This window comes from Salipiger mangrovisoli, from assembly GCF_015223355.1.
Classification (GTDB): Bacteria; Pseudomonadota; Alphaproteobacteria; order Rhodobacterales; family Rhodobacteraceae; genus Salipiger; species Salipiger mangrovisoli.
This window is the reverse complement of sequence record NZ_JADFFK010000046.1, coordinates 1-21,582: the sequence shown is the minus strand read 5'-3', so window position 1 is coordinate 21,582 and position 21,582 is coordinate 1. Positions and strand designations below refer to the sequence as shown.

Here is a 21,582-nt window from a genome sequence, read left to right as displayed (position 1 = left end):
CAGCAGGATCGACGAGCTCCTGCCATGGAACTTCAACCCGTCAAGCTGAACAGGCGTGCCGCGGTGACAGCGCTTACGGTTCGGTTGAGCATGTCAGCTTTGGGTCTTTCAACAGACTGCTTTTCGCACTGCAGCGAATGACCGGTTCCCGCCCGTCGTGTCGAAGGCAAGCGGCATGTTGGGCCTGGCACGACTGTCCGCAAAGGGCTGCATGACGGACACTCCCGAAAGTAAGGGCTTGGTGCGGGGCCGATTGCCATTTTTCATCTCGGCAGCTACGCACAGCCTAGCGTGAGGGAGACACACGATGGGCATCTCAGATCAGGACCTCGACCATCTTAGCGAGCTCTTGTTCGCCTTGCCGCATGACAACATGCCTATGACGCTGAGCGAACTCGATGGTTACATCACCGGCATACTTGCTTGCCCCAGCGCGATTCCCCCTTCTGATTGGCTGCCTCATGTGTGGGGCGAGACGGGCGAAGCGAACTTTCCAGATGCCGCTACCGCGGAAACCACGATCTCCGCAGTGATGGCACACTACAACTCCATCGCTTCAGAACTCCTCAAGTCGCCGTGGATCGAACCGATCTACGAGATCGACCAGAACAGCAACGACACCCTCTGGGAGCCATGGATCGACGGCTTCACGCGCGCGATGCGCCTCCGACCGGAGATATGGAGTGACATCCTCGACCAGGCCGATGAGGAAGCCCAATCGTCCCTGATTTTCTTGATGGCCCTGCAGGACGTGTACGAGGGAGTCAGCAAGTTCTCAGAGGAAGAGATCGACGCACTTGATGTGGAAGCACCTGATCTCATTCCGAACTGCGTTATGTCGATCCTCTGCGCCACTCGCCCAGAGGTCGTCTTGGGGCTAAAAAGTACCAAGCGCACTCAAGCGCGGAATGCCCGACCAGGTCGAAACGACAAGTGCCCCTGTGGTTCCGGGCGCAAGTACAAGCAGTGCTGCGGAGCGAACTGAAAATAACGCTGCGGCGACATCGGTGGTCGCGATCTCACTCAGCGGACCTGCTCTTCCTAGCTTGTGATCGAGCGCAACTGCGCGCTCCAGCCGCAACTTGCCCTGGCTCTGCCGCGTGTCTGCTGCACGTGCATTCGGCTGGAGCTGCCCCTGGAAACCGCGCGCAGCGAAACGGGCCAGCCCACTCAAATCGGGGCATTGCCTTGAGGCGCAGCAGCGAGACTGAATGGATCGGCCGCTCGGCGGACGAAGGGGGCACATGGTTCAGCGTGGCCTCATCCTCACCAATCGACGTGATCGGCCGCAACAAGTACATTCTACAGATTAACAAGCGCAGCGCTCCACCGGATGGACGGAGAGGATGCAGTGATCCTGGCGGTTAGGCGCCAGCTTGAAGCGGATGGGTCTGGATCAATAGGACAGCTATTGGGATTCAACCAATGCGGCCGCGATATTTCCAAGAGACGTATCGAAAAACCAATCTCGGTGCATTAGTTCACCGTTTACGATGTAGAGATCTTCCACTTTGTAGAAACTATACTGCCCGTCTTCATCAGGGATGCGAATTCGGCTGGCTATGCCCGTTTCGGCCTCGTCCTTGTCGCTCACTTCAAAAAATTTGAAATAATCTCCATTCGCAGTGATCGAAAGCTGCCTTAAGATTTTGAGTATTTCTTCGTTCTCGGTGATCCTTTCGTCGACAAAATAGCAGCCAGCTTCCAGTCCACCGACCGTGACGGTGGTGCCAGCGGCAAGGATCAAAGTGATCGGTGCGGTGAGTACCGCAAGCACACTCGCCGCAAATCCGCTGCCCCCAATGATGCCAATGGTTCCTGCTCCCGAAGCGCCTGCGAGCGTCGAACCCAACATTAAGGCCCCGCTTGTGGCGTGGGGGAAGAAGTAAAGTCCCCCTAAGGCCATGGCAGCGGGACCTGCGGTTGTGCCAGTACCTCCTGTTGCAATGACGACAACCGCACCCGAGGGGCTGATCAACTTACTCAGCCGGTAGTCACAAATCGCAGAAAGGGAGCTCGTAGCCCAAGCAATTGAAAAAATCGCACTAATGCCCAAGGTTCTGATCACTTGCCGAACTCCTCTACAATGAATCTTTTTCAATCCGTGCACTCTGCGCCCTACGTGGCCACCAGATCAAGTTCTGTATCACGTTGAGTGCGGTGCACACGCCTGTTCGAGCATCGACGCGGGGCGCCCCGCACCAGCACCGCGTCGGCAACGGACATAGCTACATCCAGCACTGCTGCGACATCCGAGCAAGACGCAGCATGACGCCTGGCACCGACACGAAGGGCGGAGACCCGTCGTTCGCGGAGCCCCTGACGAACGGCAGCGATGCGCAGGGCGGCTAGAATGTCATGCAGGCGTGCACTGTTGCGGGCATCAATCAATTCGTGGCGTAGGCAAGGGCGCGCCTACCAGATTCCGAATATCCTATGCGGTTCACGTCAACTCAATGGCGCTTATGCGATTCCAGTGCGGGGGAAGGGAGGGCGCGAAGAGCTTCATTCGGCCGGTCCAGAAATCTGGTCGCGCACCGGTTTAGAGCAGGCTCCGGTCGCATGCGGTGTTCGGCTCGGGCAGCAGCGCGCAGGAAGCGGACCTGGCTCCGCTGAGTTCGTTTTTCGAAACCTGCCGTTCAGACGGAGCGCAGCGATCGGCCCCTCCGAGCCCTTCCACGACATTCGGACGAACCGCTCTCAATTCGGTTCAGAGGCTATGAAGCCGAGCTCTCGCTTGCGCTTCTCGCCCGAAAGGTCCCAGCAAGGAGCGCGATGACGGCGAAGCAGATCACAGCCGACCCCGCGCCCGGACCCGCCATCAGTCACCCGAAAAGCGGTGCGCCGACGGTTTGGCCCACGGCGATAGTGAGGAAACCGATCATGAGCCCGGTTGCAGGGCGGGCCGGCAAGGCGTGCGTTCCCCAGACGAGATAGACCCCCGTCAGCATCACGTACGCCGCGCCGAAGAGAAGGCCTCCGGTCAAAGCGAAAGCGGGAGTAGCGACGCCCGATCCGACCGCGAGGATGCTCGTCGACATCAGACCCAAGAAAGTCCAGTGAACGGGATCGAGACCGAACCGGCCGACGAGCGTGCCGGCCCAGGCCCCTGCAATGCCGCCAGCGCCGATGCAGGTCCAAAGGACCCCGGTTCCGGTGGGCCCCCATCCCAGTTGGTGCGACACGATCTGGCCTCCGAAGGACCATAGGGCCGTGCTGGCCGCGCCCATCAGGAACGACGCGGAGATCAGGCGCAGGACCGGGCTATTCAAGGGAGGCAGTCCGCCAGCGCCCTTGTCACCTCTGGAGGCCGGGAGGGAGACCGCCGCCGCGAACGCGAGCACCACCGCCACGGCGGCGAAGGCGCCGAAGGCCAGCCGCCACTGCCCGGCAATCGCGAGGGCGATCGGTCCCGACAACGCCACCCCTACGCTTGTCCCGGCGTTGATCACGGTGTTGGTGAGATCCTGACGGCTCTTGCGCACCGCGGCCGCAACGGCAGCCGCCATGGGCGGAGAGGCCAGGCCCGTGCTCGATCCCGCCACCACCACGGCGATGGCGAGGATCAGAGGCGACGGCGCGAGTGCGATCCCGGCCATGCCGACGGCGGCAACGATGGCCGCCCCCACGGCGACCGCCCGCGCACCGATCCGTTCGGCTAGCACTGCCGATGCGATGATGGCGATGCAGTAACTGGCAAACGAACCACCCGAAATGATACCGCTGAGCGAGGGGCCAAGGCCGAGTTCGCCGTCGATTTGCGGCAGGAACAGTCCGAAGGCGAAGCGGGCGAAGCCGTAGCAGATCGCGATCAGGCCGAAGCCCGTTGCGCCAATTCGAAGGGCGGGGCTCATGTTCGCGCCCTCTCGATCAGGATGGCCGCCGCCGCCCGCGCGGCCGATACGGCGTCCGCGCCCCGGTAGACCGCCGCATGGGTCGCTCCTTCGATGAGGACCAACACCTGCTCGGCGAGGACCGGGTCTTCACGTCCGAGGTCTGCTGCGACGACTTCCTCGATCCGTCGATGAAACGCCGCCTTATGCGAAGCGACCGCCTCCGCAATCTCGGGCGTGTCGCCACCGGTCTCCGCACGCGATCGAAGGAACAGGCATCCTCGTGTGCCCTCGACCCATACCCAGTCCTCGAGCGCTGCAAACAGCGCGTCGACGGTCCGCACCTCAAGCCGAGCCATGAACCGCCGGTCGCGCTCCGTCAGCACGCGCGCCATAAGCTGCGCCTTGCTGCCCGCGTGCTTGTAGAGCGTCCGGCTCGACATTCCCGCCGCCTCCGTCAGGCGGTCCATACCTGTGGCCATGTAGCCGTGCCGGTCGAAAAGCTGCTCGGCGGCGGCGATGAGCTTAGTCGTCATGTCCATGGGAAGCCTCCTTCGGTGTCCATGGGCAGCAATGTAAAACGTTCGTTTTACATTGCAAGTCCCGAAGGACCGATGGCAGCTCTGTCCGCCCTGCTGACCTTCTTGGCCCGTCTGGATGCTGCATCGCGGCGCTTGGTCGTGCGAAGGTCGTGAGGCTTACAACTCCCCTGGCCTTGCTGTTGGCGCCTAATACTGCAACCTTGCCTGCGAGTGCATTCGGTCCGAATGATCGCGATGCAAGCGCGCCCGACCGCGCAGGGAAACCAGAGAATGACCTACATTTCCTTTCAGCGCCAAATTGACAGCTACTGTCTCAGCATCACTGCAATGCGTGCGTGCCATCTCGATGCTCTGCATCGCCTTTCAGCTTGTGTGGGCTGGCCTCACCGTCGGTCCGACTGGGCGGCGAACCTGGAGACAGGCATCGGGATCGTTGCAGTCGACGAAATGCAGCGCGTGCATGGCTCGGCAATGTGCTTTCCCTACGGCGATGGCGCCGCCGCGGTCGGCATGGTTATCGCAAATCCAAAGCTCCGCTCCTCGGGTCTTGCCGATATGTTGGCACGTGAGGCCGTAGAACGAAGTGGCGGCCCAAGGGCATTCCTCAATGCCTGCCAGGGCGACGTACTTTTCTATCGCGGGCTCGGCGCGAAACGAGGTGAGCCGGTCTTCAAGTACGAAGGTGTGCTGAAGGTCGACTTGATTGCCTTTGCCCCGATCCGGGATTTCGCCCCTGGAGATTTTTCCAAAGTGCTGGAGCTCGACCAGATGTCCTACGACGCCGACCGGACTGCGGTTTTGTCGGGACTGCTGGCGATATCGGATATTCGAGTGATCGAGCGTGCGGGGAAAGTGGTCGGCTTCGCAATGCGGCGAAGGTTCGGACGGGGGTACGTCATCGGGCCGATCACGGCGGAGCTCGGAAGCGATGCAGTCGCGCTCGCAACGTCCCTGCTGGCCGATCTCAAGGGCCAGTTTGTGCGGCTTGATACGCGCCACACTGACGGGGTTTTCCAACAATTTCTCGGGTCCTTAGGGCTTCGCTGCAAACCCGATGTGGTGACAATGACATTTGGGCAGAACTCTCGGATCGGATCGCCCACCAGCTACGCACTTTCGAGCCACTCGACAGGGTAGAACGGCGACAGACGCGGCGCAGGCCTCGTTCAATCATCCATCATGAAGGACGTTGGAAGGATCCCGCGACGCTCGATGCTTTCTTGGAGGCATCAGCAGTACCGCAGCCATGCCAAGGACAGGGCGCATGGCAGCTTTCAGCCATGCGCCCGCGACCGCTCAGCCTTTCGAGGGCCGGGAAAGCTCGGTGAAGGCACACCAGTCACGATGGTCCCAGCCTCTGGCAATCGCCTTCTGCATCTTCTCGATAATGATTGGGGCAAAGTCGAGAGAGCCCGAGGTCGCGGCGGATGCGTCGTTCATCAGCTTCACATCCTTTAGTCCGGCGGTGAGTTCGAAGCCGACATTCTCCGAGAAGTCCCTATCGCGAATTTTCGCAGCATACATTTTCAGGGTAGGGTTGGCGTAGCTGCTTTCGAACAGCCGGCCGTAGAAGGCACGGTCAATGCCGACCGCGTCGCCATAGGCATAGATCTGGCCCATGAGCTCCATGCTCGACACGGCGAAGTAGTTGACCGAGAGCTTCGCGTAATTTGCGAGGCCGGCCCGCTCGCCGAGGCGCATCGTGGTCGCCGAATAACTCTCGCAGACCGGCATGCAGCGCGCCACCGCGGTGTCGTCGCCCGACAGGAGGGAGATCAACTTCCCGGCCTCGGCCGAGTCCGGACGCCCGACGACTGCGGCGGAGACGAAATGGCAGCCCTTCTCGTGGTGCAGCTCAGCCATCTCTTGTGCCAGTTCTGGTGAGATGGTGGTTGCACACATGTGGATGGTACCGGGCTTCATGCCTGCGAGGATGCCCTCCGGCGAGGTGACGATGTCGCGCACGGAGGTGTCGTCCATCAGACTCGTGACAATGATCGAGGCCTCAGCTGCGGCATCGCGGGGTGTTTCGGTAAGGCGCCCGCCCGCATCGACAAAAGGCTGCGCCTTGGAGGCGGTACGGTTGTAGACAACCAGATCGAAACCGGCCCGCTGGATGTTGTGCGCCAGGCCGGAGCCCATCTTGCCGAGGCCAAGCACCGCCACCGTTTCATCGCTCCCAGGGCGTTCAGGCGCGCCGTTCATGGACTGGGTCAGACTGCGAAACCATTGCGCCGCCTCCATATCGCCGTCGAGCTGAAGATCGCCGACCTCGAGTGCGCGTGCCATGACCGAAGCATCGCCCGATTTCATTGCGCGGAACGCGGTGGCCGCGTTTTTCCATGTCATCGTCACGTCCGCATCGCCGCTGGCACCAGATTTGCTGAACACAGCGCCATCGCTGAAGACAAACAGCCTGCCGGCCTTGTTATCCGCGGTCCGGATGCGGACCGAGGTGGTGCGCCCCCGCAGGAGCGCGCGGGTTGCATCGTTGCCTCGCGACGCAGCGCGCAGTTTCCGTGAGAGGATGAAGAGGAGAAGATCGAGTTTCATAGTATCGGGTCCTTGCGGGAAGAATGATGTCTTGAAGAGAAAATATGAGCTATGCTCAGATTTCCCTACTCGCTTTCCCGGTAGCCGGCGTAACTCAGGTATCGTGATGAAAAGTACTGATACTTATCGAAAAATCCCGAGGCAGGCACGGGCCCTGGCAAGCGTTGACGCCATTCTCGAGGCCGCGGCTCAGATTCTGCAGGGGGGTGATGGTAGGTTCACCACCAATGCCGTGGCTGAGCGCGCCGGGGTCAGTATCGGCACGCTCTATCAGTATTTTCCTGACAAGAACGCCATCTTGATCGCCCTGGCGCGACAGGAGCTTTCCCTCACAGGGTCAGCGGTTACCGACAGCCTTTCTCAACGCGAAACAGGATGTGAGCTGGACGAGCGTCTGAGGCTTGCCATTCGGGCGCTCATCGAAGGGTTCCATGGCCGACAGAGAACCCGCAAGGCCCTGATCGAGGCACTTATTGCAAACGGCCTGTCGGAAGAGCTGACCCGCCCCGTGGATGAAGCGATGCAGGACATTCTTTCAAATGCGCCGAGATTGCCAAGTGGCACGATACCCAAAGTGCGCCCGGTGACAGCCTTTGTTGCGACGCGCGCAATTGTAGGTACCCTGCGCGCAGCGATCATGGAGGAGTCCTCCTTCATCGGGTCTCCCGAGTTCGAGGACGAGTTGGTCAGACTGGCGCATACGCTGCTGGATTCGTCACACTGACATGAACAACCAAGAGGTACGGCGTCTTGATGGCCGATGAAGTGCCCATGATCATCACCGAGCGCGCCTATTCCTCGCCGATCTGGTACAACCACACGTGAGCTCCTCGGTGGAATTCCTTCGGGCGCAGGTGCCCGAAGGACCGCCCGCACCCCCTTGTTGCGTTGCGGCGAACGGCAGAAAGGTCCGCATTTTACCCCTTCGTCGAGGGCGCGGCGAACGTCAGCAAAGCGCAAACGGCGTGGTTGCGCGACGTGCCCGACTTGAATCCCCAGTTGCAGGGGGCAGCCCCTGTGGATAAGAGCCCGCCTGGGCCTTCCTGCATTGGCGCTGGCCTAGCCTGCCCAAAAATCAGGCGTTGATCTTGGGGGACGCTCTGCGGCCTCCATGGCGCCGCCGCCCAAAGACCCCCTGACCGCGCCCGCCCCGCCTTCGGCCGGGCATCAAGCCAGACCTTCCCACAAGCCGGCTCGCCATCCTTCGCGATATGGTTGCGCGTCCTGCTCTCCGCCTCCGAGGCCCGCCCCGTCCCCTCGGCCGGGGACGGGCTGGAAAGTTTTGACGGATTGACCAGAGGAGAGCCGCGCGGGGCGCGCGCCTCGCGTGGGGCTGAAGGGCAGGGGCTCGACGGGCCGCGCCTGCTCCGCCCATCCCCGATCATACTTTTTTTGAGCAGCCGGTTCTCAAGGGTGGCCTCTGCCAAGGCCTCCTTCAGCGCGCTGGCCTCAGCCCGCAGGACCTTCACTTCCGGGCTGCTCGCCTGGCGCGCTGTGTCACCAGCAAGCCGCTTCTTGCCGGCCTCGAGAAACTCTTTGGACCAACTGTAGTACAGGCTCGTCGCAATCCCCTCGCGCCGGCAAAGCTCGGCTATGCTCTCCTCGCCGCGAAGGCCCTCAAGCACGATGCGGATCTTTTCCTCCGCCGAATGCTGTTTGCGGGTACGTCGGCGGATGTCCTTCACAACCTTCTCGGCGGAAGGCTTAGGTGTTCCGGGTTTCTGTCTCATCTCTACTCCTTGGTGGTTACGATGAGCCAGAAACCCTCCTTTCCGAAATCAATTCAGATGTCCCATGGGCGCTGACGCCGGACATGCGTATCGAGAGCGGCGGTCAGTCGGTATCGAGGTGTTTTTAGCCCGCTTCCCCGCTCAGCCAAGCAAGAGCATCTGATTGTGTTTCGAAGTCACGGGTTTCCTCGACCTTCGTGCGCTCTCCAGCAAGTTCGGTATACTCTTCGCCGCGATATCGAAATTCGGGTTTTCCACCAGGTCCGCGCACTTCTTTCTGCCAAACCTCTCGGGCTCCTTGTTTTTCGAATAGTTCCCATTCCGGATCGGTCATGATGATCCTCCTGATTAATTGGGCTCGAAAACACAACGCACAACTCTCGACGACAGTTGCTCAAGCGCCGAAAACTGAGGTGCCACTGTCAATGTTGGGCGCGTCATCCTCAATGGGAGTCCAAGCGACGGTGGCTCGCGTCAAGACCTCGCGGAAATCACCGAATCTCGTCGTGAACGCGGACGGCGTTCAGCCGACCGCTCTTGGAATCGCCATGCCGGGCATGATCACGATGGTCGCGTAGTGGAGCAGCGGTCTTATCGCGTTGAGGCTTGCGGGTGCGGGGCCCGAGTCAGTCTGCGTGCCGATGGACTGTCCCGAGCAGCCTCCGGCGGCTGACCTATCGAAATAAAGGCCACTTCATTCGATGCTTGCAAAATTGCGGCACCTCCCCTGAAATCGTCTCGCTTGTCGCAAGGCGGTCGCGGTGATCATGCGCGGGAGGGAGGGAAGGGCGATGACGGAAGACCCGCTGATGTCTCCGGAGCCTGTGAATCTGCCGCCCGATCTGAGGGCTCTTGCCCGGAGCGGTTGCGGCGTGGCCGTGGGCAGCTGCGGACCGGACGGCACGCCGCTACTCGGGCTTGGCGGAGGCTGCCGCATCGACGCGGCTGGCAGGGTGCGCGTGCTATTGCCGAGAGGGCCCAACCTTGCGCTACTGGCGGCGCTCGAGGGAGGTGCGCCGATCGCGGTGACTTTCACCGCCACTCGCGATCACAGCTCCTTCCAGACCAAGGCGCAGGTCGCACAAATTTGCCGGGTCTGCTCGGACGACCTGCCCGAGATGGATCGGCAGATGGCACTCTTTCAGGATGGGCTGGTGGAGATAGGATATTCGCGGCTGCAGGCCTCGGGATATTGCGCGCATCAAAGAACCGATCTCGTGGCACTCGAGTTCTTCCCGGAGCACGTCTTCATCCAAACCCCGGGCCCGGGTGCCGGTACGGAGCTAGGGGTGTGACGGCGCTCTGCCTCGATGGGTTGCGTTCGGCGCTAGAGGGGGTGATCGCCTCGGTTCTCGCGACCTGCGATGCCGAGGGCACCCCGAACGTGTCGATGATCAGCCAAGTGCACTACGCCGGACCGGAGGAGGTTGCTCTCTCCTACCAATTCTTCAACAAAACGCGGCGCAACATCATGGAGACCCGCCGCGCGACGGTGCTGGTGACCGATCCCGAGACGCTTGCGCACTACCGACTGAGCCTGCGCTACGAGGACACTCGCACCGACGGACCGCTTTTCGAGAGCATGAAGGCCAAGCTCGCTGGGATTGCCTCGCACCATGGGGTCGAGGATGTCTTTCGCCTGCTTGGTGCGGATGTCTTTCGCGTGGAGAAAATCGAGGTGATGGCCGCCCCCGTCTCTGCGCCGCCGCCCAACCGCCCGTCGCTGCTGGCCGCCACGCGACGGACCTGTGCTAGGCTGGCGGCGTGCGAGGAGCTGGAGGACCTGTTTGACGAGCTGACAGGAGGGCTTGCGGAAGACTTTGGCATCGGCTGGTCCATGGTGCTGATCTCTGAGCCGGGGACCAGGCGGCTTTATACCGTCGCGACGCGGGGCTACCCGGTGACCGGGGTCGGGGCCGAGGTCGCCCCGGGCGAGGGCGTGATCGGGGTCGCCGCTCGCGAGAACGCGCCGATCCGCATCGGCCACATGACTCGCGATTACCGCTACGGCGCCGCGATCAGCGATGTTGCTCGGCGCAGTGGTCTCTTCTGCGACGTACCCCGGCTGATCCCCTTTCCGGGGCTTGCCGCGCCGCGCAGCCAGATCGCCCTGCCGATCACCGAATGCGGGAAGGTGGTGGGCGTGCTCTTTGCCGAATCCGATGAGATCAACCGCTTCGGCTACGAAGAAGAGGATGCCCTTGCCCTTGTGGCGGGCCAACTCGGCGCGCGCATGACACTTCTTCGGCAGGAGGGGATGGTTGAACCTGCAGAGCTGCCCGCGCTGGCCCCGGCCACCCAGGGCGAAGTCACAGTGCGCTACTTCGAGATCGATCAGAGCGTCTTTTTCGATGGGGACTACCTGATCAAGGGCGTGGCGGGTGCGATCCTCTGGAAGATCCTGCGCGAACATGACGCGCGCGGGCGTACCGAGTTCACAACCCGCGAGCTGAGGCTGGATCCTGGCCTGCGCCTGCCCGCGCAGTCCGAGAACCTTGATGCGCGGCTGATCCTGTTGCGCAAGCGTCTCGACGAGCGCTGCGACTGCCTGAAGATCGAGAAGGCGGGGCGTGGAAGGTTCCGGCTTTTGCCCGGCTGCCGCCTGATCCTCGAGGAGCCGGACGCGATTTCGCCCCCAGCTTAGCAGTCTTTTAGCATCGGTGAGTATTCCGCGAGGAATTACTTAGCAAGCATGCTCGGTGCGCCGGGAGTATCACACTGACCACGGACGGACCGGCGTTCGCATCTGCGGAGGCCCTGGTCCGGCTGGTTTGAAAGTCACCTGTCGCGAGCGCACTCGGCACCTGCCCATGCTGCTCCGAGATACTGAAAAGATTTGGAAATGACCTATGATATTCTCAAGGCCCGCCTTCGCGGGACTGTGATCACCGTGTTCGACCCAGGCCATGCCGAGGCCTGCGACGCGCTCGTCTGGAACGGGCGCAAGCCGGTCCGGCAGGCCAAAGTGATCGTCCGCGCGGCGGATGCCGGCGATGTGCAGGAGGCCGTCCGCTACGCCGCCGAACATGGCATGACCGTTTCGGCGCGGGGCGGCGGGCACCAGTTTACCGGTATCGCCGCACGTGCGGACATGGTGATCGATCTCGCCGCGCTCGATAGCCTGCGCATCGATGTCGCGGACCGCAGCGCCCTCGTCGGCCCGGCGGTGACCAACACCCGTCTCGCCGCGGCGCTCGAGCGCCATGACCTCGGCTTCCCCGTGGGCCATTGCGGCGACGTGACGGTCAGCGGCTATCTTTTGAGCGGAGGCGTTGGCTGGAACTCGGGCAGCTGGGGCATCGCCTGCCACTCGATCCTCTCGGTCGAGGTGGTGATGGCGGACGGCACGCTGCTCACCGCCAGCACCGGCGAGAACCCCGATGTCTTCTGGGCGGTGCGCGGCGCGGGGCCCTCCTTCTTCGGCATCGTCACCGCCTACACGCTGCGGCTGCACGAGGCGCCGCGGGCACCGGCCTCCTGCGTCCGAATTCATTCCGCCGCGCAGGCCGAGGCGGTGGCCGACTGGGCCGAGCGGGCCGTCGCGCGAGCCCCGGCGACGCTGGAGTTCACCGCCAAGATCGGCGCGGGTCCGCAGGGGCCGGTGATCGCCGCTATCGCCAATGTCTTCGCGGCGAGCGAGACGGAGGCTCGGCAGGTTCTTGACGATCTCTTCCGCGATGCGCCCGAAGCCCTCGACGTCATCGGGCCGATGCCGACGCCCATCGTGGCGCTCTACCAGATGACCGGGGATTCCACGCCGAAAGGTGCGCGCTACGGTGTCGACTGCCTCTGGTCCGATGGCAGCTTCGGCGAGGCGCTCGGGAAGGCGGTGGCGGCCATCGCCGCGGCACCTTCGGCGCAGAGCTTCGGGCTGGTCGCGCTGCGCTCCAACGCGCTGCCGATCCCGCAGGATGCGGCCTTTTCGCATGCCGGGCGGGTCTTCACGACCTTTTACGGTATCTGGACCGACGAAGAGGAGGATGTCGTGAACCGCGATTGGCTGCGCACCTCGGTTCAGGGATGCAGAGCCTTCGCGACCGGGCGCTATGTGGGCGAGGCCGAGTTGGACCAAGGGGGGCTCGCGCTACCGACTCTCTCCGAGGCGGCCCAGCACCGGATCGAGGCGCTTCAGCAGCGCTACGACCCCGCCGGATTGTTCAATATCGTCCGCGCCGGCGCGGATCGGTCCGCGGCATGAGCGTCTCCCCGGCCCTTGGGCCGGGGATTTTTTGAGGAGACAGAACATGCATCCAATACATTTGAGAAACACGGCGCTGACGGGGCTTCTGCTCTTCGTCTGGGGGCTGGACGCCCATGCCGGGGAGATTGAGCGCGGAGCCTACCTGGCACGTATCATGGACTGCGCCGGCTGCCACATGCCACGTGGTTCAGATGGTATTCCGATGGTCGAGGCCGGCTTGTCTGGTGGGACCGTCGGTTTCGAGATCCCCGGCATGGGGGTTTTCTGGGCACCCAACCTGACCCCGAGCGAGACCGGCCTTGGGCTCTGGACCGATGCCGAAATTTCGGAAGCGATCCGGCATGGGATGCGTCCCAACGGCAGGGCCTTGGCGCCCGCCATGCCATGGCAGGCCTACGCGCAACTGAGCGATGCGGACACCGAGGCGCTGATCGCCTACCTGCGTGCGCAGGAGCCGGTGGAGGCTGTCCGTCTTGGGCCGGTAACGGAGGCTGAGGCGGCTCCGGCGCCCTTCTACCGATTGACGGTTCCGGGTATCTGACGTGATGCAGGCGCCTACAGCCAAGCTTGCTGGTGGCCCTTTCGGTTCGACTCTTCGTCGAGGGTCCGGGCCGATATTGCGACCAGACGCGATTCAGCGGCTTGCGTTCGCGAGGAGCGAAGGGCTGCCCCTGAGAGGGCACGTACTCGAGACGATATCTAGGCGGGATCAAGGGTCAAGGCTCCTCCACCTCTCTCGATCTTACTCGAAACTTGGAACTCGATGCCTACCGGGCACATTCACTCAATAGATCGGGGCGGCACAAAGAGGCGCCGCTCCCGCAACTATGAGCGGAGAGCGATATTGCACATTCCGACATCCCCGTGGTCTCGCAGATCGCTCACATCTGCGTTGGCTACTCCGAGACCGTGTCGTGAAGCATACGGCCGACTTTCGGAATGACGATTGCTGCTCGGCCGCAAGCGACGCGTCCCAGAGTCGTAAGCGCCGGTTAAGCTAAACTTACCAATCCCCTCATGCCGACCAGTCTCGGGTCGCTGAAGGAAAGGAATATCGATGAATGCCCTCACGACGCGCCGTACCGCTTTGAAACTCGGCCTCGCCTCCGCAGCGGGCCTGGCGGTGCCCGGACTTCCACGCGCACAGACCTCAGCGCCAGTCCCCAGTGTGGTACCACCGCAACTCATGAGATTGGCGACCCCTCTTCCTGCAAACGAAGTCCATGTCTTTCCAGATGCATATCGTCTCTTCTGGTCGCTTCCCGGTGGTCAGGCATGGATCTATGCGATCCGTGTGGGCCGCGATGGCCTTTACGAACCGGGAGAGTACTACGTTGGCGCCAAAAAGGAGTGGCCTTCTTGGACGCCAACCCCCGGCATGATCGAGCGGGAGCCCGAAAAATATCAGAAGTACGCCGATGGCGGTATGCCCGGTGGTCCCGGAAATCCGCTTGGCGCACGGGCGCTTTATCTCTTCACTCCAGAGCGCGGTGACACCTTTCTCCGCATTCACGGGACGGATGATCCGGGCAGCATTGGGCGCGCGGTCTCGAACGGCTGTGCTGGCCTGATAAACGAGCAGATTACCCAGCTTTATGACCAGGTTCCGATGGACGCACGCGTCGTGCTGCATCCCAAGCGGCTTGATGTCATCACCACCGATCAAGGCTAGGATGGCCGGGAGGTTTCACCAGCTCGTCCTCGTGGCCTAGCTTGTCGGTGCTGATCCCAAGCTTAAGCCCGCCACTCAAGTGGGTTCGGGCGCATGAAAAGATGACCTGATTTTGCGCATTGTGGATGGACCATTTCAATGGGGCTGGCTCATCGGGCCGGAGATCAACAAACAAGACCAAGTAGCTTTGACGCACCCGCCACGTTGGTGCACATGCACGACGATCAGGTCGCATCTCCCTGATAGGACGGTCTCCCCTCATTTCGCTCCAGAGATCAAGGCATCTGGGGAGCAGCATTTGAGGCTCCCAGGCTCGGGGCGAGGTCGGCGGATCAGCTCTTCAAAGGGCTTACATTGTGATGGTTTCTCAGGGCGTTGATGTCCTGCTGGGTCAGCGCATGGCCTGGACCGGGGTAGACCCGCTGTGAGACCTCGGCGCCGAGGGCCTCGAATTGCGCTGCGCTTTGCGCGAAGCGGGCGAGCGGGATATGTGGGTCTCGCTCATGCACGCTCATGTCAAGCCTGAGCCCGTCGAGCCGCTGCGGGTAATCGAAGCGCTTGGGTGGGAAGCCGTAGAGATCGTCGCGGGGCGGCCCCTCGTCATCGCCAGTGCCAATGAGGCCGGCGGAGAGGCCGAAGACGGCGGAGAGCCCCGCGCCCTCGCGCGCGGCGAATTCCAGCGCGAGGCAGCCGCCCTGGCTGAATCCGGCGAGGCTGATCTCGCTGCGCGCGAAGCCCTCTTCCTGCAAAGCGTCGATGCAATGCCGGACCGCGGCGAGCCCGCGGTCGATCCAGGGGGCCATTTCGGACATCGGGGCGAGGAAGCTCGTCGGCCACCAGGAGCGGCCTGGGGCATCCGGGGCCAGCAGCGCAAGGTCAGGCAGGGCGAGCGCCTCGCCGAGGCCCAGCATGTCCGCCGCCGAGCTGCCGCGCCCGTGGATCAGGATCAGCGCCGAGCTGGCGCGTCCGGCGGGTGCCCCTGCGCGCCTCATTGTGCGCGTTTTCGCGCGGGGCGGAGCTCGGGCAGGACGCGCTCGATCCTCGCCCGTATCGGCTCATATTTCTCGGGCAGCCTCAGCGTGGTACCGAGTGCCTCGGGGGGCTCGTCCACGGCGAAGCCGGGCGGGTCTGTGGCGATCTCGAAGAGCACGCCGCCGGGCTCGCGGAAATAGACCGCGTTGAAATACTGGCGGTCGATCACCGGCGTCACGTCGAAGCCCGCGCTGGCCAGCCGGTCGTGCCATTCGAGCTGCACCTCGTCGCTTTCGGCGCGGAAGGCCACGTGGTGGATGGTGCCGGCGCCGCTGCGGGGCAGGGAGGGGGCCTCCGAGCGCAGGATGTCGATGACCGAGCCGCGCCCGCCGCCCGCCGCGGTGAAGCGCAGCCGCTCGCCGTCCTCGGTGGTCTCACTGCCCGCCGCGCTGTAGCCGAAATGATCGGTCAGCACGCGGGCGGTGACCTCGGGGTCCGCCTCCCAGAGCGTGACGGAGTGGAAGCCGCCGAGCTCCGAGCCATCCGCCGCCGTTTCGATCAGTTCTACCGGCGCGCCATCCGGATCGCGCAGCCGCAGCATGCGCGTGCCGAAACGCTCCACCGGCCCGTCGAAATCGACCGCCGCCAGCGCCAGCCGGTCCATCCAGCCCTCGAAGGCCGAGGAGGGCACCGCGTAGGCCACTGCGCTGGCCATGCCCGGCCCGGCGCGGCCGGGACCGGCATCGGTGAAGGGAAAGAAGGTCATCAGCGTGCCGGGCGTGCCCGCCGCATCGCCGTAGTAGAGGTGGTAGGTGTCGGGGCTGTCGAAATTCACCGTCTTCTTCACCAGCCTCTGGCCCAGGCAGCCGGCGTAGAAATCAAGGTTGGACTGCGGATCGCCGCAGATCGAGGTGACGTGGTGAAGTCCGGGAATGGCACCGTAGGGCATGTCTTGCCTCCTGTCCTCTGGGGCCGCGGCGCGAGCCCTTGCCCGAAGGGTTAGCAGGGCGAGCGCCATCGGTCGACGGTGTGGATCAGCGGGTAATGAAAGCGAGGAGATCGTGGTTGAACCGCTCGGGGTCGGTTTCGGCCAGCCCGTGCGAGCCGCCCGCGTAGACCTTGAGCGTCGCGTTGGGGGCGAGGGTCACGGCCTTTTCGGCGGCGGCTCCGATCGGGACGATCTGGTCGTCGTCGCCGTGGATGAACAGCAGGGGAATGTCGATGCGTTTCAGGTCCTCGGTGTAATCCACCTCCGAGAACTCGCGGATGCAGTCGTAGAGCCCCTTGATCCCCCCGGCCATGCCCTGAAGCCAGAAGGTGTCCTGCAGCCCGGTGCTGATCGTCGCACCCTCGCGGTTGTGGCCGTAGAAGGGCACGGCCAGGTCCCGGAAGAACTGCGCGCGGTTGCTGGAGACCCCGGCGCGGATGCTGTCGAAGACGTCGATGGGCAGCCCCTCTGGATTGGCCTCGGTGCGCAGCATGAGCGGCGGCACGGCGCCGACCAGCACCGCGGCGGAGACGCGGGACGTGCCATGCCGCCCGAGGTAATGCGCCACCTCGCCGCCACCGGTGGAATGGCCGACGAGGACGAGGTCCGTAAGGTCGAGCGTCTCGATCAACTCGGCCAGGTCGTCGGCGTAGCGGTCCATGTGGTTGCCCTCCCAGACCTGCTGCGAGCGGCCGTGGCTGCGCCTGTCATGGGCGATGACGCGGTGGCCCCGGCTGCCGAAGAACAGCATCTGCGTCTCCCAGGCATCCGCCGAGAGCGGCCAGCCGTGCGAGAAGAGGATGGGGCGCCCCTCGCCGAAGCTCCTGTAGAAGATCTGCACGCCGTCCGAGGTGGTGAAGAAGCTCATGGATCCGTCTCCCTGGTCCGAAGCAAGCAGGCAGCATCGGCCTGCGGGATGGCTTCAGACTAGGCGGGGAAGGGCGCGGGATATTGCAGGCGGGTTTGGCCGCTATCACGTTCGTACCGCGTTCTCCGCGAGGTGGCGCCAGACCTCGGAGACCACGACCGAGCCTTCGCCGACCGCCGAGGCCACGCGCTTGACCGATCCCGCGCGGATGTCGCCGACCGCGAAGATGCCGGGCCTTGTGGTCTCGAAGGACAGCGCGCGCCCCACCGCCGCGCCGGTGATGATGTAGCCGCCCGCGTCGAGCGTGACGAGATCGCCCAGCCAGCGGCAGTTCGGCGCGGCCCCGGCCATGATAAAGACCGCGCAGGCGGAGATGCGCCAGCGTCCGCCATCGCTGTTTTCGGCTTCGACCTCCTCCAGCCGGTCCTCGCCGAAGGTCCCGCAGAGCGTGGTGCCGAGATGCACGGTGATGCGCGGGTCGGCGGCGAGGCGGCTCGAGAGGTATTCGGACATGGAGGCGGCGAGCGAGTCGCCGCGCACCAGCAGGTGCACGTGGCTGGCAGCGCGCGAGAGAAACATCGCCGCCTGCCCGGCGGAATTGCCGCCGCCGATGACCACGGCCTGCGCGCCGCGGCAGTGACGGGCCTCGATCTCGGTCGCCGCGTGGTAGACGCCCTGTCCCTCGAAGCGGGCGAGGCCGGGCACGCCGAGCCGGCGGTACTGCACGCCGGTCGCGACCACCACCGAGCGGGCGCAGACGCGGGTCCTGCAGTCGAGCGTGGCGCAGAAGAGCCCGTCCTCCTGCTGCGCGAGCTGCACCACCCGGCGCGGCATGGCGAAACGGGTGCCGAATTTCAGCGCCTGCACCTCGCCGCGCCAGACGAGATCGGCGCCGCTGATGCCGGTGGGAAAGCCCATGTAGTTCTCGATCCGGCTGGAGGTGCCCGCCTGTCCGCCCACGGCCAGATCCTCGACCACCAGCGCCCGCAGCCCCTCGGCCCCGGCGTAGACCGCGACGGCGACGCCGGCGGGGCCACCGCCGACGACCAGCAGGTCGAAGACCTCGCCGGGATCGGCCTGCAGGTCGAGCCCCAGCTTCTGCGCCACCTTGAGCGGGGTCGGGGCCTCGATGGCATTGCCCGGGCCGAAGACCACCGCGGGCACGCCGGGCTCGATCCCGCATTCCTGGGCGATCGCCTCGGACTGCGCGCAGATCAGGTCGACCGAGCGGAGCGGGATGCGGTTGCGCCCGGCGAATTCCTCGATCCTGCGCAGCGACGGGTCCTGATCCGCACCGATCAGCGTGAGCCCCGTCGCCTGCCGTTCCAGCAGTAGCCTGCGGCGGGCGGCGAAGACGGTGATCACGATGTCGGAAAGCTCCGGCATCTCGGCCATCAGCCGCAGCATCCGCTCCCGCGGGACCGAGATCGCCCGCGTGGCGCGGACCGCGCGCATCGGCAGGGCATGGACGCCGCCGCCGAGGAAGGAAATCTCGCCGGTGAATTGCTGCGGGCCGAGGGTGGAGGGCAGGAGCCGTTCGTCGGAGTAGGGGTGCAGCATCTCGATCTCGCCCTCGAGCAGGTAGAAGAACCGCGTGGCGGGCTCGCCCAGCGGGGCGACGATCTCGCCGGGCGCGAAGCTGACCTCCTCGCCGATGGCGCGCAGCGCGGTGACGTGCTCGGGGTGAAGCGGCGTGCGCTGCATCTGGCGCAGGTCTTGGCCGAGGGTATCCATCAGGGGGCTCGCGGGTCAGAGAAGCAGATTGTCGGCGAAGCACCAGGACCAGCGCTCCCGCGGCTCGAAGGAGGTGATCACCGCATGGCCCGACGCCTCCCAGTGGAGGCGGGCGTGGCGGTTGGGAGAGCTGTCGCAGCAGCCGATATGGCCGCAGGTGCAGCACATGCGCAGGTGTACCCAGAGCGCGCCCATGGCCACGCACTCGGGGCAGACAGCTCCGCGCTTATCTGCCTCGGTCGGAAGCTCAAGCGCGACCTGGTCAAGATGCGTGCAGCCCGTCACCGCCCCGATCATTGGCTGCGCTGCCGCCAGCGGCCCGGCGACGTCCCTTCGAGGCGCTTGAAGATGCGGGTGAAATGGCTTTGGTCCGAGAAGCCGCAGGTCAGCGCGATCTCGACCAGCGGCAGGTCGGTGGTGAGCAGCAGGCGCCGCGCGTGGTCCACCCGCTGGCTCAGCAGCCATTGGTATGGCGAGAGACCGACGGTCTCGCGAAAGGACTTGAAGAAGGCGTTGCGCGACATCTCCAGCGTCTCGGCGATCCGCGCGATAGAGGCGCGCTCGTCGAGGCCGGCCATGAGCAGCTCCTGCGCCTGGCGGATGGCGATGGGGCTCAGGCGGTGCGCCGCGCCTGCGAGGATGTCGCCGTTGCCGCGGTGCCGGTGCAGCAGATGTGCGCCGATGGTGACCGCGAGCTGCTCGACGAAGAGCGCGTCGGCGGCGTCCGGGTGGGCGAGGGCGGGCAGGATCGCCAGCGCCAAGTGGCGCAGCACCTGGTCTTCCTCCGCCTGGATGCGCGCGAGATCGCTGCAGGGGCGCTCGGTCAGCCGATCGGCGTCCTGCAGGAATTGCGGCGAGAGCTCGATCAGGAAGAAATCGAAATAGCCGTCCATGTCGGCGGAATAATTCTCATCGAAGTCGCGGATATATATATCGCCACTGTCGAATATACGGTCCTGCCGTCCGCCGCGACTGTGGCCGATGCGCTTGTGGCCGTCGACCAGTGACACGCCGACCAGCAGGCCGCGGTCCTGCGCGGGCGTGTCCACATGGCTTCGGTGAAGGCCCCGCGCCGCCTTGCGTCGGAATACCATGTCACGGGTCGCAAGCACGTGGTCCATCGCGAGATCGGACAGGGTGCAGCCAAGGGAATCCCTTGATCGAGATGGGGTTACCGGCTCGGCGGTGGGTCCGTTCATCTGTACCTCTCTTATGCGGCTCGGCCGCCAAGTGCCTGCCCGTCAGTGCCGAAAACGCAGGCGCGTGGTGCGGAAATCGGGTCGGAATTCGCGTCGAAGTTCGGGTACTTTGGTGCGCGGATCACTCGGCGCGGGAGGTCCGGAGCGGAGTCCCCGTGCCGGCGCCGCGAGACTAGCACGAGTTTCGGAGATTCCTTTGGAAAATAGTGCGACGCTTATCACGATCGTATCGGCCTGCCACGCGGGATGAAAAAGGCGCCATATGGCGCGGACAATCATTCAATACCGGATTCCACGGGCCCCATAGCCTTGCGAGATTGGCGCGACACCCCGGCGGCCGTGGGCGCTGGACAGGATCAGACAGGGAGTGGGACGGATGACGGAAGAGGATTTCATTTCAGACGGTGACACTCGAATCCACATGCGCTGCTGGGCGGCCGAGGGAGCGCCGCGTGCAGTCCTTGCGATCTGCCATGGGCTCAATTCTCACAGCGGGCAATACGCCTGGACGGGCGAAAGCCTCGCCGCTCTTGGCTTCACGGTCTATGCGCTCGACCTGCGCGGGCGCGGGCTGTCCGAGGGCGACAGGTATTTTGTCGAGGACATTGCCGATTATGTGGCCGACCTGCGCGGCCTCATCGCGATCGCGCGCGAGCGGCATCCCGGCCTGCCGCTCTTCCTGCTCGGGCACAGCGCGGGGGGCGTGGTCTCCTGCAGCTACGCGCTCGACTACCAGGACGAGATCGACGGGCTCATCTGCGAGAGCTTCGCCTTCCAGGTTCCTGCACCAGGCTTCGTCCTCTCGGCGATCAAGGGGCTCAGCCACCTGTCGCCGAAACTGGGTGTGCTGACGCTGAAGATGAAGGATTTCACTCGCGACCCGGCGGCGCTCGAGGCGCTCGAGGCCGACCCGCTGACGAAAGGCGAGACCCAGCCTGCGGCGACGGTAGCGGCGCTGGTGCGCGCCGACGAACGGCTACATGACAGTTTCGAGCAGATCACACTGCCGGTGCTGATCCTGCATGGCACCGACGACAGGGCGACCGTCTGTCGCGGCAGCGAGTATTTCCATGCCCAGGCCGGCTCGAAAGATAAGATGCTGAAGCTCTACGAGGGGCATTACCACGATCTGCTGAACGACATCGGCAAGGAGCAGGTGCTGGGCGATATCACGGGCTGGATAGAGGCGCGTTTGGAGCGCCAGAGCGTTGCGTAGACCCCATGATCGCGGTGTGAGCCTGACTGGGCTGGCGGCCTCTCCCGCGGCATTCTCCGTTCGAGGGTTGCGCC

At 64.2% G+C, this 21,582-nt stretch carries 20 protein-coding genes and 2 pseudogenes; 10 read left to right on the top strand and 12 right to left on the bottom strand.

Annotated elements, in window-relative coordinates:
* Window positions 1–307: 307 nt before the first annotated feature.
* Window positions 308–985 carry a UPF0149 family protein gene (locus tag IQ782_RS28290; protein ID WP_194138024.1) on the top strand — a complete coding sequence of 226 codons (678 nt, stop codon included), beginning with the start codon at window positions 308–310 and terminating at the stop codon, window positions 983–985.
* A gap of 423 nt (window positions 986–1,408) precedes the next feature.
* Here the strand turns inward: IQ782_RS28290 and IQ782_RS28285 are convergent, their stop codons facing one another.
* The 3 genes from IQ782_RS28285 to IQ782_RS28275 form a co-directional block, all read right to left on the bottom strand.
* On the bottom strand, window positions 1,409–2,068 hold the full coding sequence (locus IQ782_RS28285; RefSeq protein WP_194138023.1) for a hypothetical protein: 660 nt from the start codon (window positions 2,066–2,068) through the stop codon (window positions 1,409–1,411).
* 757 nt (window positions 2,069–2,825) lie between these two features.
* Window positions 2,826–3,854, bottom strand: a complete 1,029-nt coding sequence (locus tag IQ782_RS28280) for an MFS transporter (RefSeq protein WP_240989648.1) — start codon at window positions 3,852–3,854, stop codon at window positions 2,826–2,828.
* On the bottom strand, window positions 3,851–4,375 hold the full coding sequence (locus IQ782_RS28275; RefSeq protein WP_194138022.1) for a TetR/AcrR family transcriptional regulator: 525 nt from the start codon (window positions 4,373–4,375) through the stop codon (window positions 3,851–3,853). Before IQ782_RS28275 ends, IQ782_RS28280 begins: the two co-directional genes overlap by 4 nt.
* 270 nt (window positions 4,376–4,645) lie before the next feature.
* Here IQ782_RS28275 and IQ782_RS28270 point away from each other — a divergent pair, with 270 nt between their 5' ends.
* Complete coding sequence (locus tag IQ782_RS28270; protein WP_194138021.1) at window positions 4,646–5,512, top strand: GNAT family N-acetyltransferase; 867 nt, start codon at window positions 4,646–4,648, stop codon at window positions 5,510–5,512.
* A 159-nt stretch (window positions 5,513–5,671) separates the two neighbouring features.
* Here the strand turns inward: IQ782_RS28270 and IQ782_RS28265 are convergent, their stop codons facing one another.
* Complete coding sequence (locus IQ782_RS28265; protein ID WP_194138020.1) at window positions 5,672–6,928, bottom strand: NAD(P)-binding domain-containing protein; 1,257 nt, start codon at window positions 6,926–6,928, stop codon at window positions 5,672–5,674.
* Between the two features lie 106 nt (window positions 6,929–7,034).
* On the opposite strand from IQ782_RS28265, the gene IQ782_RS28260 reads away from it, so the two are divergent.
* Both IQ782_RS28260 and IQ782_RS30480 read left to right on the top strand, forming a co-directional pair.
* Window positions 7,035–7,652, top strand: a complete 618-nt coding sequence (locus tag IQ782_RS28260) for a TetR/AcrR family transcriptional regulator (protein WP_194138019.1) — start codon at window positions 7,035–7,037, stop codon at window positions 7,650–7,652.
* A 23-nt stretch (window positions 7,653–7,675) separates the two neighbouring features.
* Window positions 7,676–7,753 (top strand): annotated as a pseudogene (locus IQ782_RS30480) (DUF3604 domain-containing protein); the annotation flags it as partial.
* A 521-nt stretch (window positions 7,754–8,274) separates the two neighbouring features.
* Here IQ782_RS30480 and IQ782_RS28250 read toward each other — a convergent pair.
* Window positions 8,275–8,658 (bottom strand): annotated as a pseudogene (locus IQ782_RS28250) (transposase); the annotation flags it as partial.
* A gap of 124 nt (window positions 8,659–8,782) precedes the next feature.
* A complete protein-coding gene (locus tag IQ782_RS28245) occupies window positions 8,783–8,992 on the bottom strand; it encodes a hypothetical protein (protein WP_194138018.1) in 210 nt (69 codons plus the stop codon).
* 457 nt (window positions 8,993–9,449) lie between these two features.
* Between IQ782_RS28245 and IQ782_RS28240 the strand changes: the two genes are divergently transcribed.
* From IQ782_RS28240 to IQ782_RS28220, 5 genes are all read left to right on the top strand, one after another.
* Entirely contained in the window at window positions 9,450–9,953 is a 504-nt protein-coding gene (locus IQ782_RS28240; protein WP_194138017.1) for a hypothetical protein, read from the top strand.
* Window positions 9,950–11,302 (top strand): GAF domain-containing protein, encoded by a 1,353-nt coding sequence (locus IQ782_RS28235; RefSeq protein ID WP_194138016.1) that lies wholly within the window; start codon window positions 9,950–9,952, stop codon window positions 11,300–11,302. The genes IQ782_RS28240 and IQ782_RS28235 overlap by 4 nt, the downstream gene beginning before the upstream one ends.
* Window positions 11,303–11,500: 198 nt before the next feature.
* Entirely contained in the window at window positions 11,501–12,856 is a 1,356-nt protein-coding gene (locus tag IQ782_RS28230) for an FAD-binding oxidoreductase (RefSeq protein WP_194138015.1), read from the top strand.
* 46 nt (window positions 12,857–12,902) lie between these two features.
* Window positions 12,903–13,400 carry a c-type cytochrome gene (locus IQ782_RS28225; RefSeq protein WP_194138014.1) on the top strand — a complete coding sequence of 166 codons (498 nt, stop codon included), beginning with the start codon at window positions 12,903–12,905 and terminating at the stop codon, window positions 13,398–13,400.
* Between the two features lie 516 nt (window positions 13,401–13,916).
* Window positions 13,917–14,531, top strand: a complete 615-nt coding sequence (locus IQ782_RS28220; RefSeq protein WP_194138013.1) for a L,D-transpeptidase — start codon at window positions 13,917–13,919, stop codon at window positions 14,529–14,531.
* A 332-nt stretch (window positions 14,532–14,863) separates the two neighbouring features.
* Here the strand turns inward: IQ782_RS28220 and IQ782_RS28215 are convergent, their stop codons facing one another.
* From IQ782_RS28215 to IQ782_RS28190, 6 genes are all read right to left on the bottom strand, one after another.
* A complete protein-coding gene (locus tag IQ782_RS28215) occupies window positions 14,864–15,523 on the bottom strand; it encodes an alpha/beta hydrolase (RefSeq protein ID WP_194138012.1) in 660 nt (219 codons plus the stop codon).
* A complete protein-coding gene (locus IQ782_RS28210; protein ID WP_194138011.1) occupies window positions 15,520–16,452 on the bottom strand; it encodes a ring-cleaving dioxygenase in 933 nt (310 codons plus the stop codon). The genes IQ782_RS28215 and IQ782_RS28210 overlap by 4 nt, the downstream gene beginning before the upstream one ends.
* Before the next feature lie 85 nt (window positions 16,453–16,537).
* A complete protein-coding gene (locus IQ782_RS28205) occupies window positions 16,538–17,359 on the bottom strand; it encodes an alpha/beta fold hydrolase (protein WP_194138010.1) in 822 nt (273 codons plus the stop codon).
* 105 nt (window positions 17,360–17,464) lie between these two features.
* Entirely contained in the window at window positions 17,465–19,093 is a 1,629-nt protein-coding gene (locus IQ782_RS28200; RefSeq protein WP_194138009.1) for an FAD-dependent oxidoreductase, read from the bottom strand.
* Window positions 19,094–19,108: 15 nt separating this feature from the next.
* The gene (locus IQ782_RS28195) at window positions 19,109–19,390 is read right to left on the bottom strand and encodes a UBP-type zinc finger domain-containing protein (RefSeq protein ID WP_194138008.1); all 282 of its coding nucleotides are present in this window, start codon (window positions 19,388–19,390) and stop codon (window positions 19,109–19,111) included.
* Complete coding sequence (locus IQ782_RS28190) at window positions 19,387–20,292, bottom strand: helix-turn-helix domain-containing protein (RefSeq protein WP_194138007.1); 906 nt, start codon at window positions 20,290–20,292, stop codon at window positions 19,387–19,389. Before IQ782_RS28190 ends, IQ782_RS28195 begins: the two co-directional genes overlap by 4 nt.
* A gap of 376 nt (window positions 20,293–20,668) precedes the next feature.
* Here IQ782_RS28190 and IQ782_RS28185 point away from each other — a divergent pair, with 376 nt between their 5' ends.
* Entirely contained in the window at window positions 20,669–21,508 is an 840-nt protein-coding gene (locus tag IQ782_RS28185) for an alpha/beta hydrolase (RefSeq protein ID WP_194138006.1), read from the top strand.
* Window positions 21,509–21,582 lie beyond the last annotated feature (74 nt).

What these genes read in the sequence shown, in the direction of transcription:
- IQ782_RS28290 (WP_194138024.1), top strand. Translation starts at nt 308, where the DNA reads ATGGGCATCTCAGATCAGGACCTCGACCATCTTAGCGAGCTCTTGTTC.
- IQ782_RS28280 (WP_240989648.1), bottom strand. Translation starts at nt 3,854, where the DNA reads ATGAGCCCCGCCCTTCGAATTGGCGCAACGGGCTTCGGCCTGATCGCG.
- IQ782_RS28275 (WP_194138022.1), bottom strand. Translation starts at nt 4,375, where the DNA reads ATGGACATGACGACTAAGCTCATCGCCGCCGCCGAGCAGCTTTTCGAC.
- IQ782_RS28270 (WP_194138021.1), top strand. Translation starts at nt 4,646, where the DNA reads ATGACCTACATTTCCTTTCAGCGCCAAATTGACAGCTACTGTCTCAGC.
- IQ782_RS28265 (WP_194138020.1), bottom strand. Translation starts at nt 6,928, where the DNA reads ATGAAACTCGATCTTCTCCTCTTCATCCTCTCACGGAAACTGCGCGCT.
- IQ782_RS28260 (WP_194138019.1), top strand. Translation starts at nt 7,035, where the DNA reads ATGAAAAGTACTGATACTTATCGAAAAATCCCGAGGCAGGCACGGGCC.
- IQ782_RS28245 (WP_194138018.1), bottom strand. Translation starts at nt 8,992, where the DNA reads ATGACCGATCCGGAATGGGAACTATTCGAAAAACAAGGAGCCCGAGAG.
- IQ782_RS28240 (WP_194138017.1), top strand. Translation starts at nt 9,450, where the DNA reads ATGACGGAAGACCCGCTGATGTCTCCGGAGCCTGTGAATCTGCCGCCC.
- IQ782_RS28230 (WP_194138015.1), top strand. Translation starts at nt 11,501, where the DNA reads ATGACCTATGATATTCTCAAGGCCCGCCTTCGCGGGACTGTGATCACC.
- IQ782_RS28225 (WP_194138014.1), top strand. Translation starts at nt 12,903, where the DNA reads ATGCATCCAATACATTTGAGAAACACGGCGCTGACGGGGCTTCTGCTC.
- IQ782_RS28220 (WP_194138013.1), top strand. Translation starts at nt 13,917, where the DNA reads ATGAATGCCCTCACGACGCGCCGTACCGCTTTGAAACTCGGCCTCGCC.
- IQ782_RS28215 (WP_194138012.1), bottom strand. Translation starts at nt 15,523, where the DNA reads ATGAGGCGCGCAGGGGCACCCGCCGGACGCGCCAGCTCGGCGCTGATC.
- IQ782_RS28210 (WP_194138011.1), bottom strand. Translation starts at nt 16,452, where the DNA reads ATGCCCTACGGTGCCATTCCCGGACTTCACCACGTCACCTCGATCTGC.
- IQ782_RS28205 (WP_194138010.1), bottom strand. Translation starts at nt 17,359, where the DNA reads ATGAGCTTCTTCACCACCTCGGACGGCGTGCAGATCTTCTACAGGAGC.
- IQ782_RS28200 (WP_194138009.1), bottom strand. Translation starts at nt 19,093, where the DNA reads ATGGATACCCTCGGCCAAGACCTGCGCCAGATGCAGCGCACGCCGCTT.
- IQ782_RS28195 (WP_194138008.1), bottom strand. Translation starts at nt 19,390, where the DNA reads ATGATCGGGGCGGTGACGGGCTGCACGCATCTTGACCAGGTCGCGCTT.
- IQ782_RS28190 (WP_194138007.1), bottom strand. Translation starts at nt 20,292, where the DNA reads ATGAACGGACCCACCGCCGAGCCGGTAACCCCATCTCGATCAAGGGAT.
- IQ782_RS28185 (WP_194138006.1), top strand. Translation starts at nt 20,669, where the DNA reads ATGACGGAAGAGGATTTCATTTCAGACGGTGACACTCGAATCCACATG.